The 23,237-nt window shown below is 67.6% G+C and carries 27 protein-coding genes and 1 pseudogene; 16 read left to right on the top strand and 12 right to left on the bottom strand.

Annotated elements, in window-relative coordinates; genetic code table 11:
- Positions 1 to 130 precede the first annotated feature (130 nt).
- The 5 genes from ACQPZ2_RS20670 to ACQPZ2_RS20650 all read right to left on the bottom strand — a co-directional run bounded on the left by ACQPZ2_RS20670 (position 131) and on the right by ACQPZ2_RS20650 (position 4,145).
- Complete coding sequence (locus tag ACQPZ2_RS20670) at positions 131 to 610, bottom strand: DUF4158 domain-containing protein (protein WP_433527049.1); 480 nt, start codon at positions 608 to 610, stop codon at positions 131 to 133.
- A 50-nt stretch (positions 611 to 660) separates the two neighbouring features.
- On the bottom strand, positions 661 to 2,079 hold the full coding sequence (locus tag ACQPZ2_RS20665; RefSeq protein WP_433527048.1) for a S8 family serine peptidase: 1,419 nt from the start codon (positions 2,077 to 2,079) through the stop codon (positions 661 to 663).
- A gap of 70 nt (positions 2,080 to 2,149) precedes the next feature.
- On the bottom strand, positions 2,150 to 2,746 hold the full coding sequence (locus ACQPZ2_RS20660; protein ID WP_433527047.1) for an HdeD family acid-resistance protein: 597 nt from the start codon (positions 2,744 to 2,746) through the stop codon (positions 2,150 to 2,152).
- 62 nt (positions 2,747 to 2,808) lie between these two features.
- A complete protein-coding gene (locus ACQPZ2_RS20655) occupies positions 2,809 to 3,507 on the bottom strand; it encodes a hypothetical protein (RefSeq protein WP_433527046.1) in 699 nt (232 codons plus the stop codon).
- Positions 3,504 to 4,145, bottom strand: a complete 642-nt coding sequence (locus ACQPZ2_RS20650; protein ID WP_433527045.1) for a maltokinase N-terminal cap-like domain-containing protein — start codon at positions 4,143 to 4,145, stop codon at positions 3,504 to 3,506. Before ACQPZ2_RS20650 ends, ACQPZ2_RS20655 begins: the two co-directional genes overlap by 4 nt.
- Positions 4,146 to 4,339: 194 nt before the next feature.
- On the opposite strand from ACQPZ2_RS20650, the gene ACQPZ2_RS20645 reads away from it, so the two are divergent.
- From ACQPZ2_RS20645 to ACQPZ2_RS20635, 3 genes are all read left to right on the top strand, one after another.
- Positions 4,340 to 4,837, top strand: coding sequence for a pyridoxamine 5'-phosphate oxidase family protein (locus ACQPZ2_RS20645; RefSeq protein WP_433527044.1), 498 nt, complete (start codon positions 4,340 to 4,342; stop codon positions 4,835 to 4,837).
- A 122-nt stretch (positions 4,838 to 4,959) separates the two neighbouring features.
- Positions 4,960 to 5,367 carry a YciI family protein gene (locus tag ACQPZ2_RS20640; protein ID WP_433527043.1) on the top strand — a complete coding sequence of 136 codons (408 nt, stop codon included), beginning with the start codon at positions 4,960 to 4,962 and terminating at the stop codon, positions 5,365 to 5,367.
- A gap of 6 nt (positions 5,368 to 5,373) precedes the next feature.
- Positions 5,374 to 6,564 carry an RNA polymerase sigma factor gene (locus ACQPZ2_RS20635; RefSeq protein WP_433527042.1) on the top strand — a complete coding sequence of 397 codons (1,191 nt, stop codon included), beginning with the start codon at positions 5,374 to 5,376 and terminating at the stop codon, positions 6,562 to 6,564.
- Between the two features lie 126 nt (positions 6,565 to 6,690).
- On the opposite strand, the gene ACQPZ2_RS20630 is transcribed toward ACQPZ2_RS20635, so the two are convergent.
- Entirely contained in the window at positions 6,691 to 7,623 is a 933-nt protein-coding gene (locus ACQPZ2_RS20630; protein WP_433527041.1) for a hypothetical protein, read from the bottom strand.
- A gap of 438 nt (positions 7,624 to 8,061) precedes the next feature.
- Between ACQPZ2_RS20630 and ACQPZ2_RS20625 the strand changes: the two genes are divergently transcribed.
- Positions 8,062 to 8,250, top strand: coding sequence for a hypothetical protein (locus tag ACQPZ2_RS20625; protein WP_433527040.1), 189 nt, complete (start codon positions 8,062 to 8,064; stop codon positions 8,248 to 8,250).
- A gap of 373 nt (positions 8,251 to 8,623) precedes the next feature.
- Here ACQPZ2_RS20625 and ACQPZ2_RS20620 read toward each other — a convergent pair whose 3' ends face one another.
- Positions 8,624 to 8,947: a winged helix-turn-helix transcriptional regulator gene (locus tag ACQPZ2_RS20620; protein WP_433527039.1), complete on the bottom strand. Its 324-nt coding sequence runs from the start codon at positions 8,945 to 8,947 to the stop codon at positions 8,624 to 8,626.
- A gap of 75 nt (positions 8,948 to 9,022) precedes the next feature.
- On the opposite strand from ACQPZ2_RS20620, the gene ACQPZ2_RS20615 reads away from it, so the two are divergent.
- Positions 9,023 to 9,622, top strand: a complete 600-nt coding sequence (locus ACQPZ2_RS20615) for a carboxymuconolactone decarboxylase family protein (protein WP_433527038.1) — start codon at positions 9,023 to 9,025, stop codon at positions 9,620 to 9,622.
- Here ACQPZ2_RS20615 and ACQPZ2_RS20610 read toward each other — a convergent pair.
- Entirely contained in the window at positions 9,619 to 9,945 is a 327-nt protein-coding gene (locus ACQPZ2_RS20610; RefSeq protein WP_433527734.1) for a hypothetical protein, read from the bottom strand. The genes ACQPZ2_RS20615 and ACQPZ2_RS20610 overlap by 4 nt on opposite strands.
- 18 nt (positions 9,946 to 9,963) lie before the next feature.
- Positions 9,964 to 10,939 (bottom strand): annotated as a pseudogene (locus ACQPZ2_RS20605) (helix-turn-helix transcriptional regulator).
- Positions 10,940 to 11,001: 62 nt separating this feature from the next.
- Here ACQPZ2_RS20605 and ACQPZ2_RS20600 point away from each other — a divergent pair.
- The 4 genes from ACQPZ2_RS20600 to rox all read left to right on the top strand — a co-directional run bounded on the left by ACQPZ2_RS20600 (position 11,002) and on the right by rox (position 14,279).
- On the top strand, positions 11,002 to 11,589 hold the full coding sequence (locus ACQPZ2_RS20600) for a DinB family protein (RefSeq protein ID WP_433527037.1): 588 nt from the start codon (positions 11,002 to 11,004) through the stop codon (positions 11,587 to 11,589).
- Positions 11,586 to 12,047, top strand: a complete 462-nt coding sequence (locus ACQPZ2_RS20595; protein ID WP_433527036.1) for a VOC family protein — start codon at positions 11,586 to 11,588, stop codon at positions 12,045 to 12,047. Before ACQPZ2_RS20600 ends, ACQPZ2_RS20595 begins: the two co-directional genes overlap by 4 nt.
- Positions 12,048 to 12,178: 131 nt before the next feature.
- Entirely contained in the window at positions 12,179 to 12,457 is a 279-nt protein-coding gene (locus ACQPZ2_RS20590; protein ID WP_433527035.1) for a TetR/AcrR family transcriptional regulator C-terminal domain-containing protein, read from the top strand.
- Between the two features lie 394 nt (positions 12,458 to 12,851).
- Positions 12,852 to 14,279 carry a rifampin monooxygenase gene (gene rox, locus ACQPZ2_RS20585; protein WP_433527034.1) on the top strand — a complete coding sequence of 476 codons (1,428 nt, stop codon included), beginning with the start codon at positions 12,852 to 12,854 and terminating at the stop codon, positions 14,277 to 14,279.
- Between the two features lie 195 nt (positions 14,280 to 14,474).
- Here the strand turns inward: rox and ACQPZ2_RS20580 are convergent, their stop codons facing one another.
- A complete protein-coding gene (locus ACQPZ2_RS20580; RefSeq protein ID WP_433527033.1) occupies positions 14,475 to 15,653 on the bottom strand; it encodes an NAD(P)/FAD-dependent oxidoreductase in 1,179 nt (392 codons plus the stop codon).
- Between the two features lie 81 nt (positions 15,654 to 15,734).
- Positions 15,735 to 16,679: an RNA polymerase sigma factor SigJ gene (sigJ, locus tag ACQPZ2_RS20575; RefSeq protein ID WP_433527032.1), complete on the bottom strand. Its 945-nt coding sequence runs from the start codon at positions 16,677 to 16,679 to the stop codon at positions 15,735 to 15,737.
- Between the two features lie 106 nt (positions 16,680 to 16,785).
- Here sigJ and ACQPZ2_RS20570 point away from each other — a divergent pair, with 106 nt between their 5' ends.
- The 5 genes from ACQPZ2_RS20570 (at position 16,786) to ACQPZ2_RS20550 (ending at position 20,151) form a co-directional block, all read left to right on the top strand.
- Positions 16,786 to 17,433: an ABC transporter ATP-binding protein gene (locus ACQPZ2_RS20570; RefSeq protein WP_433527031.1), complete on the top strand. Its 648-nt coding sequence runs from the start codon at positions 16,786 to 16,788 to the stop codon at positions 17,431 to 17,433.
- Positions 17,430 to 18,206, top strand: coding sequence for an ABC transporter permease (locus ACQPZ2_RS20565; protein ID WP_433527030.1), 777 nt, complete (start codon positions 17,430 to 17,432; stop codon positions 18,204 to 18,206). Before ACQPZ2_RS20570 ends, ACQPZ2_RS20565 begins: the two co-directional genes overlap by 4 nt.
- Positions 18,207 to 18,301: 95 nt before the next feature.
- Positions 18,302 to 19,528, top strand: a complete 1,227-nt coding sequence (locus tag ACQPZ2_RS20560; protein WP_433527029.1) for a site-specific integrase — start codon at positions 18,302 to 18,304, stop codon at positions 19,526 to 19,528.
- 204 nt (positions 19,529 to 19,732) lie between these two features.
- Positions 19,733 to 19,906, top strand: coding sequence for a hypothetical protein (locus tag ACQPZ2_RS20555; protein ID WP_433527028.1), 174 nt, complete (start codon positions 19,733 to 19,735; stop codon positions 19,904 to 19,906).
- Between the two features lie 14 nt (positions 19,907 to 19,920).
- Entirely contained in the window at positions 19,921 to 20,151 is a 231-nt protein-coding gene (locus tag ACQPZ2_RS20550) for a hypothetical protein (RefSeq protein WP_433527027.1), read from the top strand.
- A gap of 14 nt (positions 20,152 to 20,165) precedes the next feature.
- Here the strand turns inward: ACQPZ2_RS20550 and ACQPZ2_RS20545 are convergent, their stop codons facing one another.
- The gene (locus tag ACQPZ2_RS20545) at positions 20,166 to 21,029 is read right to left on the bottom strand and encodes a class I SAM-dependent methyltransferase (RefSeq protein WP_433527026.1); all 864 of its coding nucleotides are present in this window, start codon (positions 21,027 to 21,029) and stop codon (positions 20,166 to 20,168) included.
- Between the two features lie 371 nt (positions 21,030 to 21,400).
- On the opposite strand from ACQPZ2_RS20545, the gene ACQPZ2_RS20540 reads away from it, so the two are divergent.
- Positions 21,401 to 22,849 carry an amidase gene (locus ACQPZ2_RS20540; protein ID WP_433527025.1) on the top strand — a complete coding sequence of 483 codons (1,449 nt, stop codon included), beginning with the start codon at positions 21,401 to 21,403 and terminating at the stop codon, positions 22,847 to 22,849.
- A gap of 191 nt (positions 22,850 to 23,040) precedes the next feature.
- Positions 23,041 to 23,205: a hypothetical protein gene (locus ACQPZ2_RS20535; protein ID WP_433527024.1), complete on the top strand. Its 165-nt coding sequence runs from the start codon at positions 23,041 to 23,043 to the stop codon at positions 23,203 to 23,205.
- Positions 23,206 to 23,237: the final 32 nt, after the last annotated feature.

Raw genomic sequence — 23,237 nt, 5'->3', positions numbered from 1 at the left:
CTGCGGTGACCGCTACGCGCAGCGTCCACCCAGGTCAGGGTAGGAATAGCAGCCCCAATGCCACTTCGTCGATGGTCCGCGTCGCCCCCCGCACCGGTCGCCCGATCGCGTTGAAAGTTCAACGGGCCATTCACCTTTCGCCACCCAACGTTGTCCACACGTTTCCCCGGCTCGCGCGTCGCGAGGATGACAGCAAGCCGTTCACGAACAGGCAGGCGGATGTCGCGGTCGGCGACGGCAATGGTGTCGACCCCGGTACAGGCCGCTGGTCAGCAGGACAGGGGCGCCGTTTCTCGACACTCCGGTCGAGGATCGGGCGAACTCGCAGCACTGTGCCCAGGGATGCCGGTGACCCGGGCCAGCTGCCCACACAACCAGTGCGGACAGCTGTCGAGTCATATCTCGGTGCGCAGCCTCGCGAAGTACGCACAGGTCTCCGACGAAAGGCTGCGGCGCTATCGAGCCGGCAGCGACCCGGCCGCGCGTGGTCGGGCGGGTGACGGACCGTCACCACCTGAAGCGCGAAACCCAACCGGTTGTAATCCCCACGCCGACCCTCGACCAGCTTCCGGTCCTCGCCATCGAGGTAGCAGAACCGCTCCAGCTCCACCGGCGAGCTATCCGGCGGGTATGAGTGATGCTGAGCGGTGCGTCCACTGGTTAGGGTGCGATCATGGCCTGGATGTCGGGCAGGTTGCCGATCCGCTGGGTCACGGGGCGACCCGGGACGTCGACTTGGGGGGAACCGGTTGCGCGGAGCCGGGCCCGTACCTCCGCCGGTGTCTTGCGGCCGGTGGCCGCGGCGGCCAAGCCTTGGTAGCTGGCGACGGAGCCGACGACGATCGGGGATGCGCTGGAGGTTCCGCTGAAAGTGTCTGTGTACCAGTAGTCTTCGTCGGCGCCGCCCTGCAGGTCGCCGTATCCGGTGGTGGTGACTTCGAGGCCCCAGCCCTGGGCATCCACGCGGGATCCGTAGTTGGAGAAGGCGAGTCGCGAGCGTGCGGGTCCGTGGTCGCGGCCGTGGAATCCGGGTGGCGGGGCGCCCGCGCCGACCAGGATGGCGCCGGAGTCGGCGGCGCCCCCGCGGAACGGGTTGCGCCATGAGGTCGGGAAGTCGGCGGGTCGGGTGTCGTACAGGGAGCTGTCGAGGTCTTCCGAACCGTTGCCTGCCGCGCCCACCACGATGACGCCACGTCCGATCGCGTATCGGATGGCTGCCCAGTCGTCGGGCCACCATTCGATCGCGATGTATCCGGCCTGATCTTCACGGTTCTGGAAGTTGTTGCGGGGTCCGGGCCGGTGCAGTTCGAGCAGAATGATGTCGCCCGCGCTCAGTGCGTCGGCCGCGGTGCGGATGGCGGCCGCGGAGCCCGCGTCGAATACCGAGACCGCGCGGATGGCGGCATCGGCGGCAATGCCGGTGATGCCGAAGGTGTTCACATCACCGCTGATCTCCCCGGCCACCGCGGTGCCGTGATTGCGCCAGCCCGCATCCGCCGACGGGGCACCGCCGATCACGCCGCCCTGGTTCGCCAGCAGGTCTTCGTGGGTGAACCGCCAGGCGCCCTCCACGTCGACAATGCGCACGCCCGCGCCGCGACCGCCGGGTCGGGTCCAGGCCCAGCGTGCGTTCACACCTTGTGGCGCGGCGTCCAGATAACCCTGTCGGGCTTCGAAATTCGGTGTCACGGGCGGCGCGTCCTCGAGCCGACGTGCCGCGATATCGGCCAGCACGACCGGTGGCGCGATCGGCGGTTCCGCGGGCGGTTTGACGTAGGCCGCCTCGACCGCGTCATCGGCGCGCAGTCGGTCCGCGAGCGCCTCGAGTTCATCGCCGACCCCGCGCACGGCAAAGTAGTTCAGGTACTCCGCGCCCACATCCTCTCGAGCGGTGCCCGCGATCCGCTGCGGCAGACGATTGGGCGGCCCGAAGATGCGTACCGGCGCACCGCCTTCCGGCAGCAACTCGACCAGCCGCGATTGTGCCGCGAGACTCTCGCGCACCGCATGGGGATCGATGCCCGCTCGGGCACCGTGGGTGACGACGATCAGTTCCGAACCACTATCGGTGCGTGCCATGATCGACAGTTAACCCGTCCCATGATCATCACGCCAGAGCGATCGCACGCCAACTCGGATGTGCGCCAGCTCAGTTCGGCGCCGCCGGAATGCGCCTGGCCGCCCCGACCGGGTCGACCTCCCCGCGTCCGCGCGCGACCGTGAGAACCTCCAGCATGCCGATCACGATCGCGCAGCCACCTGCCGCCATGCCGAGTACGTTCAGCGAGTCGAACGGCAGCGCGATCATGATGAATCCCACCATCATGGTCAGCAGCCCGAATATCTCTTGCCAGCCACCCTCGGGCAACTCGTCGGCCCAGACCGCAACGGTCGCCTGTGCGATTCCGCGTACGGCCCAGCCGAGGCCGATCCACACCGCGAGCAGCAGGATCGAATTCGCGCTGTGGAACGCCATCACGGCCAATGCCAAAGAGGTGACGCCGCTGAAGAATACGAACATCCGCAGTGCCGCCCCGAGCCGGGCGCCTAGCGCGATGATCAGCTGTATCGCACCGCTCGATAGTAGGTATAAGCCGAACAACAACTCCGCCATCCGCTCGGTCTTGTCCGGCCACACGGCTATCAGCACTCCGAGAACCACCGAGCCGATACCCGCGACCAATACCGCCAGCCGCGCCCCGTCGGCAAGCGAACCCCCAAGACCCGCACTCTCGTTTTCGGGCATTGCTCCATACTATGGGCCCTGGACGCGGATAACCGGGTGTTTGCTTTCGGGTCGCGATATTTCTACGCCGACTGAGCGTGTCGTGGTGCATCGCGCCGGTGTGTCAGTGTTCCGATACCGCAGGCGAGGACCGTTCCGGCCACCAGCATCAGCGGCACGTGTCGGGCGAGCAGGTTCTCGCGCAACGGGTCTCGCAGCAGCAGCCAGCCCGCGACGATCATCACGAATCCCTCGCAGAGCACCGCGACCAGCGCGGCTTCGACCATCGGCCGCCATGCCCGACGGTTCCGCTCGACGAGCCAACCGCCGAACCCGAGCAGCGCACAGCCGAATCCGATGAGCGACGCACCGATCGCGGTGCCGAAATCCGCCGGCGGCGCGTCGACGGTTTCGGCGCGGATGTCGTTCCAGCGCACCGCGACGACTCGATCGCGCCAAATCTCCAGTTCGACAGCCGATCCGGGTGTCGCTGCGGCGAGGATCGTGTTGCCGGAAGGGAAGTCGAGGTGCCGCTCGATGCCGGTCTCGACTTCGAGTCGGTAGGTCGCCGACCGCGTCACACCCCCGTGGACGACGGCAGCAGTGACGCGGGCTGGGTTCAGAGCGTGGTCTTCGCGCTCGTAGGCCGACCGGTCGCCCGCGGTCCGCGTCGCGTCCACGACTCCGATGGTGGTGGCCGCGAGCGCGATCAGCCCGAATGCGAGCAGTAGTCGAGGACGTATGGCCGTCCAGGACGACCACCGCTGCTCGGGTGCGGTCATCCGCTGATCGCCAGGACCACACCGCGCACGGTGGAACCGCCGACCTGCCATGGCACGGATACTCGGACGGCATCCGTCTGGCCGGAAGCCGGAGTGGCGGGCTCGGGACGCAGTACCCGCTCGATCCGAACGCTTCGACCACTGCCGACGGCGATGGCGGTGTGCGTCGGTGTATCAACGGCGGATCCGAATTGCGTTGCAGTGAAAGGGAACTCACCGACAGAGACAACGGAGGGATCCGGTGTGTCACTCATGCCCTGCGCTTGCGGCTGCGCCTGCCCGGCCAGCAGCGCGACGATCTGAGCGATCGCCACCGGATCCCGGGTCGCGTCGTAGATCCAGCGCTGTCCGAGCACACCGTGCATCGAGGTGCCGACAAGAGCGTCATCGGCACCGTCGAGTGGTGCGCCGCGGTAGGTCAACGGCACGTGGTAGGCGATGGATTCGGGTCCAGCGTCATCGTTCACGAGCACGAATTCGATGCCGACCGCACCCGCCGGATCGTCGAGCCGGAAGCCACCGGCCTTGCTCAGCCGCGGCGCGGGCCCGCCGTCTCGACACCACGGCCGAGTCGGCAACCAGGCGGTAAGCAGTTCGAGCTTGCTGGGCGACATGGTCGTGCGGTGAATAACAGCCATGGGCCACCCTATCCTTCAACGGCGAGTGGAGGTTTCACGCGGCGTGGAGTGTGGGCGCACCGAAGGCAGACCCAGGACCCGGAATTCAGCATGGTTCCGAGTGTCGAGAATGTGGCGCCGACTCCGTCCCAGGGACACCAGCGGCCCGATGGGCCGCTGGGTCGACCGAGAAGACGACAATCAGAGGGGTAGCCATGCAACCGAACGAGATCACCGAAGTTCTGAACCGACCGATCAGCCGAGAACTGCTGGCTCGCGACCTGACCCGTTTGGCCTACGTCGCCAAGGACGGCACACCACGCAATGTCCCGATCGCGTTCACCTGGAATGGTTCGCAGATCGTCATGTGCACTTCGAAGAACGCCCCGAAGCTCCCGGCCCTGCGTGAGAACCCGATGGTTGCCATGACGATCGACACCGAAGTCCACCCGCCCAAGATCTTGCTCATCCGCGGCCGGGCCGAGTTGGACCTCGTCGATGGCATCCCGGACGAGTATCTCCAGATGAACGGCAGCTACGAGATGACGCCCGAGCAACGGGTTCACTGGGAGGCGGAAGTACGTTCGCTCTACGACGGCATGGTCCGGATCGTCGTGACCCCGACGTGGGCGAAGCTGATCGACTTCGAGACGACTCTGCCGAGCGCGGTCGAGGAGCTGGTACATCAGCGTGACGAGCGTCAGCGCGCCTGAGCGCAGTTTTCGGAGTCCGCCAGAAAATTTCGCGGTGGGATGTCGAGAATCCGCCTGCCGCTCCGTCCCCCGAAGTGAACACGGCCAGAATGGGCCGTACCGTACCGAGGAGAGAACACACGATGGCCAAATACCTGTTGCTCAAGCACTATCGAGGTGCGCCGGCGTCGGTCAACGACGTGCCGATGGACCAGTGGACGCCGGAGGAGGTTTCGGCCCACGTGCAGTACATGCAGGACTTCGCCGCGCGGCTCGAGGCCACCGGCGAGTTCGTCGACGAACGTGCCCTCGCCCCGGAGGGGACGTTCGTCCGCTACGACGGCGAGGGGCGACCGCCGGTCACCGACGGCCCGTTCGTGGAAACCAAGGACCTGATCGCCGGTTGGATGGTGATCGATGTCGAGACCTACGAGCGGGCGCTCGAGCTGGCCGGTGAGTTGTCCGCGGCGCCGGGTGCGGGTGGGAAGCCGATCCACGAGTGGCTCGAGTTGCGCCCGTTCCTGACCGCGTGTGCGACCATCACGGAGTGACGGACGGTGGATGAGGCCCTGCTGCGGTCCCTCACCCCCACGGTGATCGGGATTCTCGTCCGTCGCGGAGCCGACTTCGCGGCGGCCGAGGATGCCGTGCAGGACGCACTGGTCGAAGCGGTGCGGGTGTGGCCGGATGATCCACCGCGGGATCCCAAGGGCTGGTTGGTCACCGTGGCCTGGCGCAAGTTCCTCGACGCTGCCCGCGCCGATACCTCCAGGCAGCGGCGCGAGGCGCTCATCGAGGCCGAGCCTGTGCCCGGCCCGGGCGCGGCGGTGGACGACACGTTGCAGCTGTACTTCCTGTGCGCCCACTCGTCGTTGACACCGGCTTCGGCCGTCGCGCTCACGCTGCGTGCGGTCGGTGGCCTGACCACGCGTCAGATCGCGCAGGCCTACCTCGTGCCGGAGGCGACCATGGCTCAGCGGATCAGCAGGGCCAAGCGGACCGTCTCGGGCGTCCGGTTCAATCAGCCCGGTGATATCGCCACGGTGCTGCGCGTGCTCTACCTGGTCTTCAACGAAGGCTATTCCGGTGATGTCGATCTCGCCGCCGAAGCGATCCGGCTGACTCGCCAGCTGGCGGCCAAGACCCACCATGAGGAGGTCGCGGGCCTGCTCGCGCTGATGCTGCTGCACCACGCGCGGCGCCCGGCACGGATCGGCCCCGACGGCAGGCTCGTACCTCTTGCCGAGCAGGACCGCAGTCTGTGGAACACCCGACTGATCACCGAGGGCGTCGAGGTGCTCCAGGCAGCCCTCACGCGCGACCGTCTAGGCGAGTTCCAGGCCCAAGCCGCCATCGCCGCGCTGCACGCCGATGCCCCGGCGGCCGAGGAAACCGACTGGGTGCAGATCGTCGAGTGGTACGACGAACTGGTGCGCCTCACCGACAGCCCGGTGGCCCGCCTCAACCGGGCCGTCGCGGTCGGTGAGGCCAACGGCCCGCGGGCCGGCTCGGCCGCCTTGGCCGCCTTGGCCGAGCTCGATCCGGCCCTGCCCCGCTACGCCGCCGTCGCGGCGTACCTGCACGAACGTGCCGGTGACCCGGTGACCGCGGCACGGCTCTACAGCGAAGCTGCCCGCTCGGCGTCCAGCCTCCTCGAACGCGATCACCTCACGCGACAGGCCGCACGGCTCAATGCGCAGTTGCGCAGTACAGGCCAGGATTGCGTCCGCCGACCCGCACCAGATTGAGTAGCTCATGGGCCTGATCGGCGTCGTCGGGTTGAGCGGGGTGCGTGAATCGGAAAACCGGTCGATCCGAATCGGCACCTGGACGACAAGGACAAGGGTGCCCGGCCCTGACAACGGTGACTGCCCCTATCCAGGAGCGCCGTCGGACGGAGATCCGGTTCGGCTCTGGCGGGATTCGGCGACCATATGGTCGAGCTGGCGTTCGGCGCGTTCGGCGCGGGCCAGGGTTTGGGCGCGGGCGTCGTCCAGCGTGGCCAACCGTTCCGCCGCTTCGCGCCGTGCCTGCTCGAGCGCGGTCGCCGATTCGGCGCGCACCGCAGCGACCTCCGCACGTGCCGCGCGGCGCACCTCGACGAGTTCGTTGCGCGTGCGATCCAGTTCCTCGCGCAGTCGGTTCAGTTCCTCGCGCGCCTCCGCGACGGCCTGATTGCGTTCTGCCACGGCCTGTTCGGCGCGTTCGATGGCGCGCTCGGCATCGGCCGCACGCTGCACCGCCAGATCGCGTTCGGCACCGGCCGCGGTGATCTGTTGGGCGGACTCGCGGCGGATCTGTTCGATGTCGGTCGTCGCCTTCCGGCGCGCCAGTTCCACATCCTCGGTGGCCTGCTGCCGCGCGCGTTCCACATCGTCGGCCGCGTCGCGGCGGATGGTGCGGATTTCGGCATCGGCCTCGCTGCGTGCCGCGAAGACATCGTCGGCGGCCTGTTTGGTGACCCGTTCGACCTCCCGAAACGCATCCGACCGCGCCGTATCCGCTTCGGCCACCAGTGATTCCGCATGTTCGGCGGCGCCGGCCGCATCGTCGGCGGCCGATTCCGCGGCCGCGCGCGCCTCCTCCGCTTCGCGTCGCGCCTGATCCGCGGCGACTGTGGCGACCTCGGCCTCGGCGATGCGCCGTGCCGCATCGGCCTGCACAGCCTGCACCTGCGCCTCGGCGATCGCCGGATCGGCAAGTGCGGACAGCTCGGCCACCGCCGCATTCAGCGTGTTCCCCAATTGATCGGCCAGTCCACGGAATTGGGTGAGCAGCTCATCCGCGCGCAGCCGAGCCACTGTCACCGGACCTTGTTGCGTCACAGTGACGGTAGCCGCCGACGTCTGCGACTCCTGTTGCTGCCGTTGACGTTCTCGCCAAGCGCGCCACCGGGTGTGCTCCGGTTGATCACAGTATTCCGAGGGCCGCCCCGGCCCACCCCCGCGCGTAATCGGTCGAGCACATCCGGGGTAGTTGCAAACGTTGGACACCGCAGAATCGTAGCGTTTGTTTCGTCGACTCCAACGTATTCGCACGAAACGAAATCTGTGTCGCCCCAGATCTTTCGGTTAACCAACTCGCCGGATCTGACCTCCGATAAGTGAACATTATCGGGGGCCAGACGTCCTGAGACTCTCGCAATCCGTCTGCCAGAGTTTCGTTTTCGTTTGGTTTGTGCATACGAAACGAATTGCCAACGGAACCGATGAAAAACTGGGTACCCCCGTCCACTTCGCGAACGGGTGAGTCGGATTCTCGAACGAGGTGGTGCCGGTGCCGGGCACGAGACAGCGAGCCAGCTGCTGACCACGCCCCCGAGCGCACTCATGCTGCCCGAGGACCTGAACGTCGAACCGGGCGAGCGGATCGCGATCAACGCCGCCAAAGGCGCGGTGGGCCTGACCAGAACGGCGTCCACGTGCTCAACCTGATCCGCGGCCAGACAGCCGCGAAGACGTTGCGGGTCTTCAGACGACTGACGCGAGCAGGCCGCTTGCCACCGACGCAGCACGATCGCGCGCCATGGATCAGGTCGGCGGAAGTCCGCCGACGATCTGCTCGGCCCGCGCGCTGAGCTGATATCTTTCGGCGCGCCCTCCGGTCAGCCGATGGTCATCAACCCCGGCCTGATGATCTTCGAACAAGCCGTGCTGAAGGGCTTTTGAGGTTCCAAGCGCGCCGAGGTAATCGGCGCAACCGAACGCCGCCGCCTCATCGGCGAGCTGATCGGCCTGACCGGCACGCGGCGTTTTGCAGCTCGAGGTCGAGGCGAGCTATCCGCCTGACTGCCCGAACTATTCGGAACTATTGCGATTCGGCCCACTCGGTTGCCCAGGCATCGAGTGGGCCGAGTGCGCCGCGCAGGCCCGCGCCGAGCGGGGTGAGCGCGTAGCCGTCATCGGTGGCCGTGATCAGCCCTGCGCCAGCGAGTTCACCCAAGCGCTGGTAGAGCACGCTCGAAGACAATCCCTGACACCGGGCCAGCAGAGCGCGGGCCCTGACCGGCCCGTCGCGCAGTTCCCACACGATGCGCAGCGTCCAACGACGGCCGAGTAGATCCAGCGCGGCCATGAGCGGCCGACCGGTGGTCGAGCCGCGGACCGGGTGGCCTGGGCGGGGGACGTCCATCGCACTCCCTTGTGTTTCGATTATCGAAACACTAGCATTCGAGGTGTTTCTATTTCCGAAACACATGGAGCTGGAATGTCCAGAATCGACCCTCTGGAACCGCCTTACACCGACGCGGCCGGCGAACTGCTGGCCCGCATGATGCCCTCGGGCGCCCCACCCATCGCGCTGTTCCGGCTCTTCGCCCGCAACCTGCCGATGGCGACGGCCATGCACGGCTGGGGCAGTTATGAACTGGGCCAAGAACTCTCGCTGAGCATGCGCGAACGCGAATTGGTCATCGACCGCACCTGCGCCCGCTGCGGCTGCGAGTACGAATGGGGTGTGCACATCGCGGTATTCGCCGCCAGGGCGCGCATCACCGCCGAAGAGCAGACCTCCCTGACCCACGGCAGCCCCGAAGATCCCTGCTGGACAACCGAATCCGAGCGGCTGTTGCTACGGGCCGTGGACGCCCTGCACGATCATGGCGATATCGACGATGTGCTGTGGGCCCGCCTCGCGGCCGAGTTCGACGAGCAGCGGCTGCTGGATCTGCTGCTGCTGTGCGGCTGGTACCACGCGATCAGCTTCACCGCCCGCGTGACGCGACTGCCGTCCGAACCCGGCACACCACGCTTCGCCGACGTGCTCCCGCACACCGAAAGCGTTGGGGCACCGGCTGATCGCGGCTAGCCGAGCAGTTCGTCGAGATAGCACCAGCGCCAGGATCCGTCCGGCTCCACGCTGCGTACGACCGGATGGCCGGTGCCGTCGAAGTGCTTGGTGGCGTGATGCCCGGAGGCGTTCGGTTCAGGCGCCGGGATGGCCGGGCTCGCGCACGCCCGTCGCTTCGCGCAGGTGTTCGTGATGCCTGCCCTGGCCGCAAATGCCGTAATGCCTGGACGACAGCGCATTACGGGCTCGCGGTCGAGCAGATTCGCCGCGCGGACCACCGCATCGACGACGAGGTCCGCGCGCACATCTCGCCCGCCCACGATGAGAAAATCAACACCCATCTCGGCGATGGTCGCGGCTCATGAGTCCTCCATGTCCGGCATCGTGGCACCGGCCGACAGCAGTCGCTGCGCCAGCGCGTGACAGCGCCTACCGAGCTCTGGCGGGTCCAGTACCTCGAAGTCGTGCCCCAGTAGGAGTATGTGCATGAGCACGGCGTCGAGGTTTTCGGCGCCGCTGAGTACCTCGCAGCGCTCGGTTCCTCGCGGTCGTACGACGGCCGCCGACGCTGGAATCTGCGCACGCACGGTCTCGGCCGAGGCGTGTACCAGGAAGCGCGCCTGGTGCGGGTAGACCCGGCTCGCCACACTCTCCTGCACGTACGTCGCCGCGTCGGGCGCCGGGCGCGGGCGGAAGCGCCAGGTCCGTGCCGACACCTCGGTCATCTTGTCGACGCGGAAGCTGCGCCAGTCGTCGCGATCGAGGTCGTAGGCGAGCAGGTACCACCGCCGATCGGAGGCGACCAGACGGTAGGGCTCCACTTGTCGCCGTCGTACCTCGCTCCCGGACGGGTAGTCGAAGCCGGCCTCGACCTCGTCGCGGCAGGCTCTGGCCAGCATCATGAGCACCTCCGGGTCGACCGGCGTGCGGCCGCCGCCGAAGGATTCGACGGAGCCGGAGAGCGCGCGCACCTCATGCCGCAACCGGGTGGGCAGCACACGGTCGAGCTTGGTCAGCGCCCGCAGTGCTGCGTCGCCTGCGCCGGCGATCGCACCCGCGCCGACGAGTAGCGAGACCGCGGTGACGATCGCCTCCTGGTCGTCGAGCAGTAGCGGCGGCAGGTCCTGCCCCGCGCCGAGCTGGTAGCCGCCGCCGACACCCTGGCTGGCATGCACCGGATAGCCGAGCGTGCGCAGTCGCTCGACATCGCGCCGTACCGTGCGCGGCGTGACCCCGAGCCGGTCGGCGAGTTCGGGGGCCGGTCCAGACCTGGCGTTGCTGTAGCAGCCCGAGCAGGGTGAGCACCCGCTCCGTCGTACCCCGCTCCACATCCATGTCGCCCACCCTGTCAGAGATAGCGGACCGATTCTGTCCGCTAGACGTGTCAGGGTAGCTCCATGGATGCAGACGAACTCGACTGGAACCGGTCGCTGTGCGAGCAGTGGGAGTTCCATTGGAACCATCAGATCCGAGCCAGGCTCGACGGCCTCACCGACGACGAGTACTTCTGGTCGCCGGTGCCGGACGCGTGGAGCGTGCGGCCACGCGGCACCTCGACGGCGCCCGTGCAGGTCGGTGCCGGGGACTTCACGATCGACTACGCTCTCCCCCAACCGGTCCCCGCGGCCTTCACCACGATTGCCTGGCGACTTGGTCATGTCATCGTGGGTGTACTCGCGGCGCGCAACGCGTCGCATTTCGGCGCACCGGCGGCGTCGTACGAGACCTGGGACTACGCGCCCGGTGCGGCCACTGCGCTCGACCAACTCGAGGCCCAGCTCGACGTCTGGCTGGCCGGGGTGCGTGGCCTCGGCGAGGCCGGGCTCCGGGTCCCGGTCGGCGCGAAGGAGCCCTTCCCCGAGTTGCCCATGGCCGACCTGGTGCTGCACATCCACCGCGAGCTGATCCATCACCTGTCCGAGGTCTGCCTGCTGCGCGACCTCTACCTGCACACGAAGTCCGCCACGAACGGAGCAACCCGATGAGCCGCCACATCCAGATCACCTTCGACGCCCACGACCCGAAGGCACTGTCCACCTTCTGGCGCGACGTACTTGGCTACGTCCACCCCGGCCCGCCCGGAGTCGACCTGCCCGCGGATGCCGACCCGCTGGCCGCATGGGAGGAGTTCCTCGTTCGTATCGGTGTACCGCCGGAGCAGCGCAACACGAGATCGGCCATCGAGGACCCGCACGGGCACGGCCCACGACTGTTCTTCCAGCAGGTGCCGGAGGACAAAGTCGCCAAGAACCGCGTCCACCTGGACGTCCGTGCGGCTCCCGGACTACAGGGTGAGGAACGGATGGCGGCGCTCGAGGCCGAGTGCGACCGGCTCCTCGCGCTGGGGGCGGCACGGGTACGTCGCGAAGAGCCCGGTCCCCCGATGAGCGCCGGCCACATCGTGATGACCGACCCCGAGGGCAACGAGTTCTGTCTGGACTGACCCGGCTCGGCTGACCAACATCGGGGCGCGGTGGCGCGCGCCACCGAATTCCGTTGTCTTCCACACCGTTTCGATCCGAACCCAGGTGGCTTGGTCGCAATGTGCTGAATGCTGTTGAGAGTCGATCGGATGTGGACACCGTCATGCCGGTGGTCGACGCGGTCAATGCGTACGTGATCGGCACGGTGCGCCGGGAGATCACCGAGCGGCGCGCCGAGCGGGCCACCGGGATGGACAAGAGGCAGTGGCAGGCCTCCTTCGGGCCTTATCTGGAGCGGACCTTCGCAACTGGCCGATTCCCCGCGCTGTCCACGGTCATACGCGACGGCGCCCACCTGGACGCCGACCAAACCTTCCGCACCGGCCCCGACTTCCTCCTCGACGGCATCCAAGCCCGCATCTCGAGCTGACACGCAGCCGAGGGACCAGGCGATGACCGCGTTGGGGCAGCGGCGCGAGCAGTGGCTGGCCGAACGGGTCCGCCGTGACGTTGGATCAGACCGGTGCCTTCGGTGACGATGAGCAGTTGACCGAGGGGCACGGCGGTGCGAGCGCCGGGGCGAAACGGACACTGTCGAGACGACAAAAGATGGGCAAGGAGGTTACTCACTCCTTATCCCTTTCAACATATATCGCGCCCCGGGTCTTGCGGCAAGCCCCCGGTCGTACTGCAGAATCTCCAGCCGAAGCCAGTACCTGCGGAAATGAGGGCAGTGCGGGTGGGCCTCGCAGGTCGTCGGACCGCTCGTGGCGCGACGGCACAGAGCGGCAGACCCAAATGCAACTTGCCGAAAGAGGGGTTCCATGATTGATGTGATCGTTGCCGGCGGCGGACCGACCGGCGTCATGCTGGCCGGTGAGTTGCGGTTGCACAGCGTGCACGTGGTCGTGCTGGAGAAGGACGCGGAGCCAACCAAGATAGAGCGCTCGCTGGGCCTGCACGCGCGCAGCGTCGAGGTGATGGACCAGCGCGGACTACTGGAGCGGTTCCTCGCGCTCGGCCGGCAGTACCCGCTCGGTGGCTTCTTCGCCGGCATCATCAAGCCCTCCCCGGACCGGCTGGACACCGCGCATCCGTACACTCTCGGCATCCCGCAGACCAGCACCGACCGCCTGCTGACCGAGCACGCCACCGAGCTCGGCGCCGAGATCCGGCGCGGCTGTGAACTGGTCGGGCTGAGCCAGGACGAGGACGGAGTGACCGTCGAGGTGGCCGATGGCACGCAACTGCGCTCTCGCTACCTCGTCGGCTGCGACGGCGGCCGCAGCACGGTGCGCAAGCTGCTCGGCGTCGGTTTCCCCGGCGAGCCCGCGAGGAAGGAGTGGCTGCTGGGTGAGGTGGAGTTGACCGCGTCGCCGGAGACGGTGGCGGCCGTGGTGGCCCAAGCCCGTGAGACCCACAAGGGATTCGGCGTCGGGCCCATCGGCGACGGGGTGTACCGCGCCGTCGCGCCCGCCGCCGCATTGGCCGAAAACCATACGGTCCCGCCGACCCTGGACGAGCTCAAGCAACAGATCCGGGAGGTCGCCGGCACCGACTTCGGCATGCATTCGCCGCGCTGGCTCTCCCGGTTCGGCGACGCCACCCGACTGGCCGAGCGGTACCGGGTCGGTCGGGTGCTGTTGGCCGGCGACGCGGCGCACATTCACCCGCCGATGGGCGGGCAGGGACTCAACCTCGGCATCCAGGACGCGTTCAACCTCGGCTGGAAGCTGGCCGCCGAGGTCGACGGCTGGGCACCGGAGGGGCTGCTGGACAGCTACCAGACCGAACGGCACCCGGTAGCCGCCGAGGTACTGGACAACACCCGCGCGCAAGTCGAGCTGACGTCCCTCGAGCCGGGTCCCCGGGCAGCGCGGCGGCTGATGTCCGAGCTGATGGACTTCGAGGAGGTGACTCGGTACCTGATCGAGAAGATCACCGCGATCGGGGTCCGCTACGACTTCGGCGGGGGGCATGAACTGCTCGGTCGGCGGCTGCGGGATGTGAAACTGAATCGGGGACGCCTCTACGAGCTGATGCGCGGCGGCCGCGGACTGCTGCTCGACCAGACCGGCCGGCTCTCGGTGGCAGGCTGGGCGGATCGGATCGACCACGTCGTCGATGTCAGCGAGGAACTGGAGGTGCCCGCGGTGCTGCTGCGCCCGGACGGGCATGTGGCGTGGGTCGGTGACGATCAGCAGGATCTGATCGGCGTGCTGCCGAAGTGGTTCGGCGCTGGCGTCAGCTGAGCGAACAGTTGTGGGCCGGAAGGCTTCATTGCCCACGGTCCACGCCGGGCTGGATCCTCGTGCACCACCCGCAGGCGCCGGGCTGCCGTCGAATGAAGCCCTGCCGCACCAACATTCGCGCCGCCAACCGAAGCCACCGGTCCGTGGTCATGCGGACTGGCGGCTTCGGGCTCGAACTGCGGTCGGATGGCGGCGTCACCGGGTGACGAACTGGGGCTCCACGTCACCGATCGCCATGAGGTGGCGCCGACGGCTGGGCAGCATCATGGTCGGGCGGGCGATGCTCCAGGCCGCGGACGCGCAGATGAGCTCCTTGATGCGGGCGCCCATCCGGCCCGTGGCCACCTTGGACGTGGGCTGATCATCGGGAGTCACCTTCTGGACGATGCCATCGCGGCGGCCGAGACTGATGCACTGGCTGGCGTAGCCGATCGGGGCGTCGGGAACCTTGCGGCCGGTCAAGCGCGCGGCGATGGCGTCGGCGCCCTGCCATGCCATCGGGGTTGCGGTGGCGCAGCCCATCCGTAGCGGTTTGCCGCCGACCCCTTCGGCGTACGCGGCGTCGCCGACGGCGTACACGTCCGGATGCGAGACCGAGCGCAGTGTGGCGTCGACGACGATTCGTCCGGAGTCGGACACCGCCAGGGTGGTCGCGGCCGCGATCGGGTGCACAGCGAAACCCGCTGTCCACACGGTCATTTGGGCCGGGATGTGCTGGCCCGACCTCGTGACCACACCGTTCTCGGTGACCCGCGTGACATCGGCGTGCTCGTGGACGGTGATGCCGAACCGCTCGAAAGCGCCGCGCAGATGGCGCTGGGCCTTCTCGTCGAGCCAGTCGCCGACGCCGCCGCGCGCGGCGATCGCGACCCCGAGGTCCGGACGTGCCTCGGCGATTTCGGCGGCCACTTCGATGCTGGTCAGACCGCCGCCCACGATCAGCACGGTCTCGCCCGGCCGCAACTCGTTCAGACGTGCCCGCAGCCGCAGCGCCGCCTGCTTGCCTGCCACGTTGTAGGCGTGCTCGGCGACACCGGGGACGCCATAGTCGGCGATGGTGCTGCCGAGGGCGTACACGAGGGTGTCGTAGCCGATGTTCTCGCCGGTCAGGTCGACGGTTTTGCGGTCCGCATCGACCGCGGTGACCCGCGCGATCCGAACCTGCACGCCGGTGCCCGCGAAGACGTCGCGCAGTGCGCGGACGGGGAGATCCTGCCCGCTCGCGAGCTGGTGCATGCGCACCCGTTCGACGAATTCGGGGTCGGCATTGACCAGGGTGATCTCGACGTCGTCGCGATGCAGCCGCTTGGCGAGGCGTCCGGCGGTGATGGCTCCGGCGTATCCGGCTCCGAGGACGACGATGCGGTGCTTCATGGTGTTACTCCTGTCTCGGTGGGTTCGCTTCCTGAACCGGACAGCGGCACGAACGCTGACAGGAGTTGACTGTGATGTGGGTCACCAGGATTCGAGGAGGGGTGCTCCGTGTTCGGAAGTCGCCCACTGCCGGGTGGCACGGTCGAGCTTTTCCGGATTGGCCTGGCCGTAAATGGCCGCGATGCCATCGGAGGTCACCTGCAGGGACACGATGCCGACGACTCGGTCACCGACCACCATCACCAGCGCGGGCCCGCCGTTGGCGATTGCGGCGAACATGGCGGGCCTGCCGCCCAGCATGTTCCGTTTGGCAGCGGTCGGCTTGACGGCCAGACGCAGGAACCGCACGACGCGCGTCGCTCCGACGAGCGGCCTGGAGAGGGTCGGGATGAAGCCGCCGCCGTCGCCGATGCTGATGGCGTCCTCGGTCAGCAGGCTGATCAGCGTCTCGGTCCGGCCGCTGACCGCCGCGGCGAGGAACTCCTCGACGATCCTGCGGGCCGCGGTCTCGTCGACCTCCACACGAGCCCGGTCGGTGGCCAGATGCTGCTTGGCGCGCCGATAGATCTGCTGGCAGTTCGACTCGGTGATATCGAGTATCTCGGCAATCTCGTTGTGCGCGTACCCGAATGCCTCGCGAAGCACGTACACCACGCGCTCCTTGGCCGAGAGCCGCTCCATCAGCGTGAGCATCGCGATCGACACCGATTCACGCTGCTCGACGGTATCGGCCGGGCCGAGCATCCGGTCCCCGGCGAATACGGGTTCGGGCAACCACTGGCCCACATACGTCTCCCGCCTGGCCCGCGCCGAGGTGAGCTGGTTGAGACACAGATTGGTGAGTACCTTGGTCAGCCACGCCTCGGGCGTCTCGACATAGTCGCGGTCGGCGGCCTGCCAGCGCAGAAACGTCTCCTGCACGGCGTCCTCGGCATCACCGGCCGACCCCAGCAGCCGGTAGGCGATCGCCTCCAAACGGCCCCTGGTGCTCTCGAACAGATCGACCTCATGCGTACCGAGCGACATCCGCCCATCGTCGGGCATGTGCGCAGGCCGCGTCCACTCGCCCCGTGATCGGCCGGTTTTCCGGCCCCGTCCGGAAACACTCGCGCAGATAGGGAAAGGTGGGACGGTGCCGAACATCAGTCTGGATCGGGTCAGTGCGAGCCACGGTGAAACGTCGATACTCACCGACGTCTCCGTGACGTTTCCGGGAGGTCGGTGCACCGCGGTGGTCGGGCCGAGCGGGACCGGCAAAACCACGCTGCTGCGGCTGCTCAACCGGCTCGACGAGCCGACCGGCGGCACGATTCTGCTCGATGACATGCCGATCAACCGGTTTCCCGCGCCGGACCTGCGCCGCCGCGTCGGGTTGGTGCCACAGCGGCCGACACTGCTCACCGATATCGTCGCCGACGAGATCCGTGTCGGCCGTGCCGATCTCGCATCCGATCGCATCGACATGCTGCTCGCTCGGGTGGGCTTACCGGACTTCCGTGAACGGCGCTGTCTCGAACTGTCCGGCGGTCAAGCGCAGCGGGTGTGCCTGGCGCGGGCGCTGGCCGTCGAACCCGAGGTGCTGTTACTCGACGAACCGACCTCCGCACTGGACGCGGAATCCGCCGCTGCGGTGGCAACTCTCATTCGCGAGCACACCACCTCCGGCGGCGGAGTCATCCTGGTCAGCCACGACACCGCCTTCGTGACCGATGTGGCCGACGACACCCGGACACTGCAACACGGGCACCTGTCTCCCCGCGATGAACGGAAATCCCAGTGACAGAACAGCTTTCCGTACCCGGGTGGCCGGGTGTGGCGACCTCGCTGGTGCTCGTCGCACTGGCCGCCGCGATCGCCTACCGTCAGCACTTGCATCTGACCCGCGAGCTGCTCATCGCCGCCACCCGCGCCGGAGCCCAGTTGGCCGCGGTCGGCGCCATCTTGCTGATCCTGTTCCGGCACACCGGGTTACCGGGTGCGCTGGCCTGGGTCGTCTTGATGGTGCTGATCGCCGGGCAGGTGGCGGGCCGACGTGGCCGGGGTGTGCCGCGTGCGCGCCGAGCCGCGACCATCGGGGTCGGCACCGGGTCGGCCATCACCCTCGGCGCTCTCATTGTGCTCGGTGTGATTTCCACGCAGGCTCGCGTGGTCGTCCCGGTCGGCGGCATGATCGTCTCGGCCGCCATGCAGGCCACCGGTATCGCACTGCGCCGACTGCACGAGGACGCGCGCAATGCGCGTCCCGCCATCGAAGCCCGCCTGTGCCTGGGCCTTTCGGCGCGCGAGGCTTTCCTGCCGCACCGCCGGTCCGCATTGCGCACCGCACTGATCCCTACGATCGACGCGACGAAGGTCGTCGGGCTCATCAGCCTGCCCGGCGCCATGACCGGCCTCATCCTCGCCGGTGTCGATCCGCTCACCGCTATCCGCTACCAGATCGTGGTCATGTACATGCTGCTCGCAGCCACCGCTCTGGCCGCGCTAACCACGGCACGGGTCGCCGAGTCCTATCTGTTCGACGATGCCCAGCGACTGGTGCCACTTCCCGATTGACCCCTGTGGCGACCACACCGGAATCTCCGAGTCGATGCGGCGGCTCGGAACTCTCCGGGGCGCATAGTGTTGTCGTCGAAGGTAGGCCGGGCCAGGTGGATGGGAGCGAGCGGGTGGGCGATGTGGTGGTCGCGGTGCCGGAGTCGGTGCGCACCGAGTTGCGGCGCGGCGTGCGCAGTGTGCTGGTCGATACCGTGGCGCTGCGGTTGGTGCGAGAACGGTTCGACGATGAGCAGGCCGGGGCGTTGCGGCGCTATCTGGAGGCGTCGCAGTCGGCGAATACGTTGCGGGCGTACCGAACCGATTGGATCGGCTGGGCCGGATGGTGTGCGGCCGAGGGGCGGCAGGCGCTGCCCGCGGATCCGCTCGACGTCGCGGTATATCTGGCGGCGGCAGCGGATGCGTTGCGTCACAGTGACGATGGTTCGCAGCGGTGGGCATTCAGTGCGGCCACGCTCGAGCGCAAGTCGGCGGCGATCGCGGCGGTGCACGCCGCCAACGGATTACCGTCGCCCACGCGCTCCGATGTCGTTCGACTGACGTTGCGCGGTATCCGCCGGACCCGCCGCACGCAGCCCAAACGCAAACGCCCCGTACTGTTGCACACCCTCGAACAACTGCTCGCAGGGCTCCCGGAGCCGGGCTGGCCCACCGAGCCCGCACGCCGCCGCGACGCGCTGGCACTGCTCGTCGGATTCGCGGGGGCATTGCGCCGCAGCGAACTCGCCGGATTGCGGATCGCCGATGTGCGCGTCGATCTCGACCACGGCACCGGTGAACCGCTGCTGCTCGTGCAACTTCCGACCACCAAAACCGACCCGACCGGAATTGCGGAACAGCGCGTGGCACTCCCCCGCGGCCGGCACCCGCACACCTGCCCGGTCTGCGCCTTCGCCGATTGGATCCAGTTGCTCGAGGTGCATCGCGAGCCCGGCGATATCCGCGCCTGGCTCGCCGAGACAACGTCCCCATCTCCGGACATCCACCGCTGCCACGGCTACCAGGGCACCGCGCTCGCCGAAAACGACACCCTCCCACTGTTTCCCACCATTACCCGCCACGGCGGCATCGGCACCGACGCCATGTCCGGCCGCGCCATCGCCGAACTCGTCAAACGCTATGCCGCACGCGCCGGACTCGACCCCGACCTCTTCTCCGGGCACTCACTGCGCGCCGGATTCGCCACCCAAGCCGCCCTCGGCGGTGCCAGCGACCGCGAAATCATGCGCCAGGGCCGCTGGTCCAACCCGCGCACCGTGCACAATTACATTCGCACCGCAAACCCATTGGAAGACAACGCCGTCACCAAACTCGGTCTTTAGACCAGTAACTAGGATGAATTGCATTAATGCAACACTGCACATTCTCGCAATGAGGCCTGCGACGCAGGTTGCGAGCAATTGCCACCCCTAGCGGGCCGCCGCGAATATCGCACTCTACCTGGATGATTCCAGCGTTCCGCGAACAAGACGCAACAATATTGCGTTGATACAACACCATGGAGAGGGCTGATCTGCCAGCAGCGGATGCGGTTCCTCGAGGACGCCACGATCCGGCCCCGGCTCGCCCTCATCCGCCGGTTCGGTGCGTTCACGAATTCGTATCCGTGGCAATGGGAACCGGTCGATACCCACCTGCGGGATGAGCGGGACCGGGGCGGCATGCCCGATCACCGTCTCGACCGCGCGGGTACGAGCTGACGATCACGTTGTTCATGCAGTACGCGACCGACACTCGTTACCCGCAGCCCGCGGTCTGCCGGGAGCGGTTCGGATCGGTGCCGCAGCAGGTGTTCCACGACGGCAACTCGATCGTGCATGTCGCCGACCTCGAGGACCAGCCCGGTCGGCGGCCGCTGACCCATGACGAGGTCCAGGCGTTGTTCGACGCCGCTGACGCGGCCGCAAGGGCGCGTTACCCGCGCTTCGCGATGCGGCGTTGCTGAGTGGCAGGCAATCCTCAGCGGCTCGCGCGCAGTATGCGGATCGCGCGCAGTGCGCGGGGCGGTTCGCCTCCGAATCTTGCGGATCCGTCGAGGTAGCCGGTGACGAGGTCGGGGGCGGAGTGGTCTTCGAGGTCGGTGAAGCCGAGGGTGCGCAGCTGTGCGGCGATGTCGTCGGGCGTGAAGTAGCTGAACACGGGTTCGCCGACGCCGGCGAGTCGATCAGCACGTTGCTGCTGGTGGGCTCGGTCCTCGTCGCTGTTCGCGGGCTGCAGGTAGTCGAAGACCACCTCGACCGGCTGGGCCTGACCAGCGATGTATTCGAGAGTGGCGTGGGCGGCGTTCGGAGTCAGATAGAAGACGACGCCGAGCCACACGAATACGGCCGGGTCGGTCCGTTCGAATCCGCTGGATTCCAATCCCGCTGCCAGCGTTTGGGTTTCGAAATCGACCGGCACGAAGGTCAACGTCTCAGGGTGGTCGATTCCGGCGGTAGTAAGGCGTTCGCGTTTCCACGCTTGGGTGGCGGGGTGGTCGACCTCGAAGACACGCAAGTCCGGGAGCGGATTGCGATAGGCGAAGGTGTCCAGGCCTGCGCCGAGGATCACGACCTGCCGCACACCAGCGGCGATGGCCGCGGCCACGGCGTCCTCGGCGAAGCGCGCGCGTGCGGCGAAGAACAGTCGGCGGAACCGATCGCTTGCCCCGGCACCGAGGTGATCGGTTGTCGACGTGCCCAATTCGGCCAGTTCCTCTGCGGTGACGCCGAGCAGACGTGCCGCCAGGGGGTCGGTGAAGATCTGTGGTCGGTCAGCGATCTGGTGATAGGCGCGGGCGTACGCGGTGATGAGCGCTGTCCGGCTGGGTCCGTCGTTATCCATATTCAAGAACCTACTTGCGAATGTGGCGTGTGCTCTATGAACTCACTCACGCTCACTCCGCAAAGGAGCACGCGAACACGATCGGTAACACTGATTACGGCCCCGCACCGATCTCGCCGCACGTCGCCATGACCACCGGCCGGTCGAACAGCCTGCGGCCGGAGGGAACACGATAGCCAACGTGACATCTATCCCGTTGTGCGAAACGGCATTTCATGGCCTGCGCCAATCGAGTCGGCTCTGCCGACACCGTGACCTGGGATATGACAGAACGAGTGCGTCAATTCGAACTGAAGGTCACCCGTTCGACTTTCCCGTTTGCGCGAATCGGCATTCTATGTCCGCTACGGCAGACCGATACCGTCGAATTCATGGAGTGGAATTTTCGGTCGGCCGAAGAGCTCGCAGCTGCGTTGCGTGCCGGTGAGGTGACCTCGGTGGAACTGACCGACGAGGCGATCGCTCGTATCGAGCGGGACGACAAGGTGATCAACGCGATCTGTGTGCCGGACTTCGACCGTGCGCGTGCCGCTGCGCGCAGTGCCGACGAGGCGCGTGCCCGCGGCGAGGATCGGCCGCTGCTCGGCATTCCGGTGACGGTCAAGGAGTCCTACAACATGGCCGGGCTGCCCACGACGTGGGGCATACCGCAGCAGCGGAACTATGTGCCTGCCGAGGACGCGGTGCAGGTGTCGCGACTGAAGGCCGCGGGCGCGGTGGTGCTCGGCAAGACCAATGTGCCGTTGATGCTGCGAGATATCCAGAGCTTCAACGAGATCTACGGCACCACCAACAACCCGTGGGATCACGGCCGCACGTCGGGTGGTTCCTCGGGCGGTTCGGCGGCGGCCCTTGCGTCCGGATTCGGCGCGCTGTCCATCGGTTCCGACCTCGCCGGTTCGCTGCGCACCCCCGCGCATTTCTGCGGTGTCTACGCGCACAAGCCGACACTCGGGCTGGCGCCGACCCGCGGCATGGTCGCGCCGCCCGCGCCGGCCTTGCCCCTCGACCTCGACCTCGCCGTCGTCGGCCCGATGGCGCGCACCGCCCGCGACCTCACACTGCTGCTCGACGTCATGGCAGGACCGGACCCACTGACCCACGGCGTCGCCTACGACGTCGCACTGCCGCCCGCGCGCCACGAGCGGCTGTCGGACTTCCGTGTCCTGATCATCGAGGACCATCCGCTCATTGCGACCGGATCGGCGGTGCGGGCGGGCGTGAACCGGGTCGCCGAGGCGCTCGTCGACGAGGGCGTCCGCGTCGAACGGCACAGTCGGCTGCTGCCCGATCCGACCGAAGCGGCGACGCTCTACATGCTGCTGATGCTGTCGAACGCCGCCACGAGCCTTTCCGTCGACGTGTACGAACAGCTGCAGACCCATGCCGCCACTCTGAGCGCGGACGACCGGAGTCTCGATGCGGCGCGGCTGCGCGGCATGGTGCTCAGCCACCGCGACTGGGTCGAGGCGAACAACCGTCGCGAACTGCACCGCCGAGGCTGGCGGCAGCTCTTCGCCGAGTTCGATGCCGTGGTGTGCCCCATCACGCCCACTCCCGCCTTCCCGCACGACCACAACGGAGGTCTGGAGAACCGGCACATCGACATCGACGGCGTCGAGTACCCGTACCTCGACCAGCTCGTCTGGGCCGGTGTGGCCACCATGCCCGGCCTGCCTGCCACCGCCATACCGGCGGGCCGGTCCCCCGAGGGCCTGCCGGTGGGAGTGCAGCTCATCGGTCCGATGTTCGAGGACCGCACCCCGCTGCGGCTGGCCGAACTGCTCGAGCAGAAGATCGGCGGCTTCCAGGCACCGTAGTGCGCGCACCGAATCAGACCAGTGCGTCGGCGTCGGTGCCGCCGCCAGGCCTGCGCACTCGAGTTCGAGAGGCCACTCTGGTGACGACACCGACGAGCCCTCTTGTACCGAGCCAGGACCGAATACTGCACGATTCCGATACCGCTACGTCACCAGTCGAGAGGGGCGGATCGGCGGCTGGGCTGCTGCCGATGCGCGCAATTACTGGTAAGGCAGCATCAAGCAGTCGACGGCACCACGCCGCCGCGGATGAAGGCGTCGGCGGGGACGGCCACACGCTGGCGGGCGTGGATGCGGAGATGGTGCGGATCGTGCGGACGCTGCCCAACTTGTCGAATGTCAGCGAGATTCGGTGACTCGCCGATCGCCGGTTGGCGCACGGCGATAG

This window comes from Nocardia pseudovaccinii, assembly GCF_050942345.1.
GTDB classification, from domain to species: Bacteria; Actinomycetota; Actinomycetes; order Mycobacteriales; family Mycobacteriaceae; genus Nocardia; species Nocardia pseudovaccinii.
This window is presented reverse-complemented; position numbering and strand designations above follow the sequence as displayed.

Bases quoted from the DNA above. Each gene is read 5' to 3' on its own strand.
- ACQPZ2_RS20665 (WP_433527048.1), bottom strand. From the start codon at position 2,079: ATGGCACGCACCGATAGTGGTTCGGAACTGATCGTCGTCACCCACGGT.
- ACQPZ2_RS20660 (WP_433527047.1), bottom strand. From the start codon at position 2,746: ATGCCCGAAAACGAGAGTGCGGGTCTTGGGGGTTCGCTTGCCGACGGG.
- ACQPZ2_RS20655 (WP_433527046.1), bottom strand. From the start codon at position 3,507: ATGACCGCACCCGAGCAGCGGTGGTCGTCCTGGACGGCCATACGTCCT.
- ACQPZ2_RS20650 (WP_433527045.1), bottom strand. From the start codon at position 4,145: ATGGCTGTTATTCACCGCACGACCATGTCGCCCAGCAAGCTCGAACTG.
- ACQPZ2_RS20645 (WP_433527044.1), top strand. From the start codon at position 4,340: ATGCAACCGAACGAGATCACCGAAGTTCTGAACCGACCGATCAGCCGA.
- ACQPZ2_RS20640 (WP_433527043.1), top strand. From the start codon at position 4,960: ATGGCCAAATACCTGTTGCTCAAGCACTATCGAGGTGCGCCGGCGTCG.
- ACQPZ2_RS20620 (WP_433527039.1), bottom strand. From the start codon at position 8,947: ATGGACGTCCCCCGCCCAGGCCACCCGGTCCGCGGCTCGACCACCGGT.
- ACQPZ2_RS20615 (WP_433527038.1), top strand. From the start codon at position 9,023: ATGTCCAGAATCGACCCTCTGGAACCGCCTTACACCGACGCGGCCGGC.
- ACQPZ2_RS20610 (WP_433527734.1), bottom strand. From the start codon at position 9,945: ATGGGTGTTGATTTTCTCATCGTGGGCGGGCGAGATGTGCGCGCGGAC.
- ACQPZ2_RS20600 (WP_433527037.1), top strand. From the start codon at position 11,002: ATGGATGCAGACGAACTCGACTGGAACCGGTCGCTGTGCGAGCAGTGG.
- ACQPZ2_RS20595 (WP_433527036.1), top strand. From the start codon at position 11,586: ATGAGCCGCCACATCCAGATCACCTTCGACGCCCACGACCCGAAGGCA.
- rox (WP_433527034.1), top strand. From the start codon at position 12,852: ATGATTGATGTGATCGTTGCCGGCGGCGGACCGACCGGCGTCATGCTG.
- ACQPZ2_RS20580 (WP_433527033.1), bottom strand. From the start codon at position 15,653: ATGAAGCACCGCATCGTCGTCCTCGGAGCCGGATACGCCGGAGCCATC.
- sigJ (WP_433527032.1), bottom strand. From the start codon at position 16,679: ATGTCGCTCGGTACGCATGAGGTCGATCTGTTCGAGAGCACCAGGGGC.
- ACQPZ2_RS20555 (WP_433527028.1), top strand. From the start codon at position 19,733: ATGCGGTTCCTCGAGGACGCCACGATCCGGCCCCGGCTCGCCCTCATC.
- ACQPZ2_RS20550 (WP_433527027.1), top strand. From the start codon at position 19,921: ATGCAGTACGCGACCGACACTCGTTACCCGCAGCCCGCGGTCTGCCGG.
- ACQPZ2_RS20545 (WP_433527026.1), bottom strand. From the start codon at position 21,029: ATGGATAACGACGGACCCAGCCGGACAGCGCTCATCACCGCGTACGCC.
- ACQPZ2_RS20540 (WP_433527025.1), top strand. From the start codon at position 21,401: ATGGAGTGGAATTTTCGGTCGGCCGAAGAGCTCGCAGCTGCGTTGCGT.
- ACQPZ2_RS20535 (WP_433527024.1), top strand. From the start codon at position 23,041: ATGCGCGCAATTACTGGTAAGGCAGCATCAAGCAGTCGACGGCACCAC.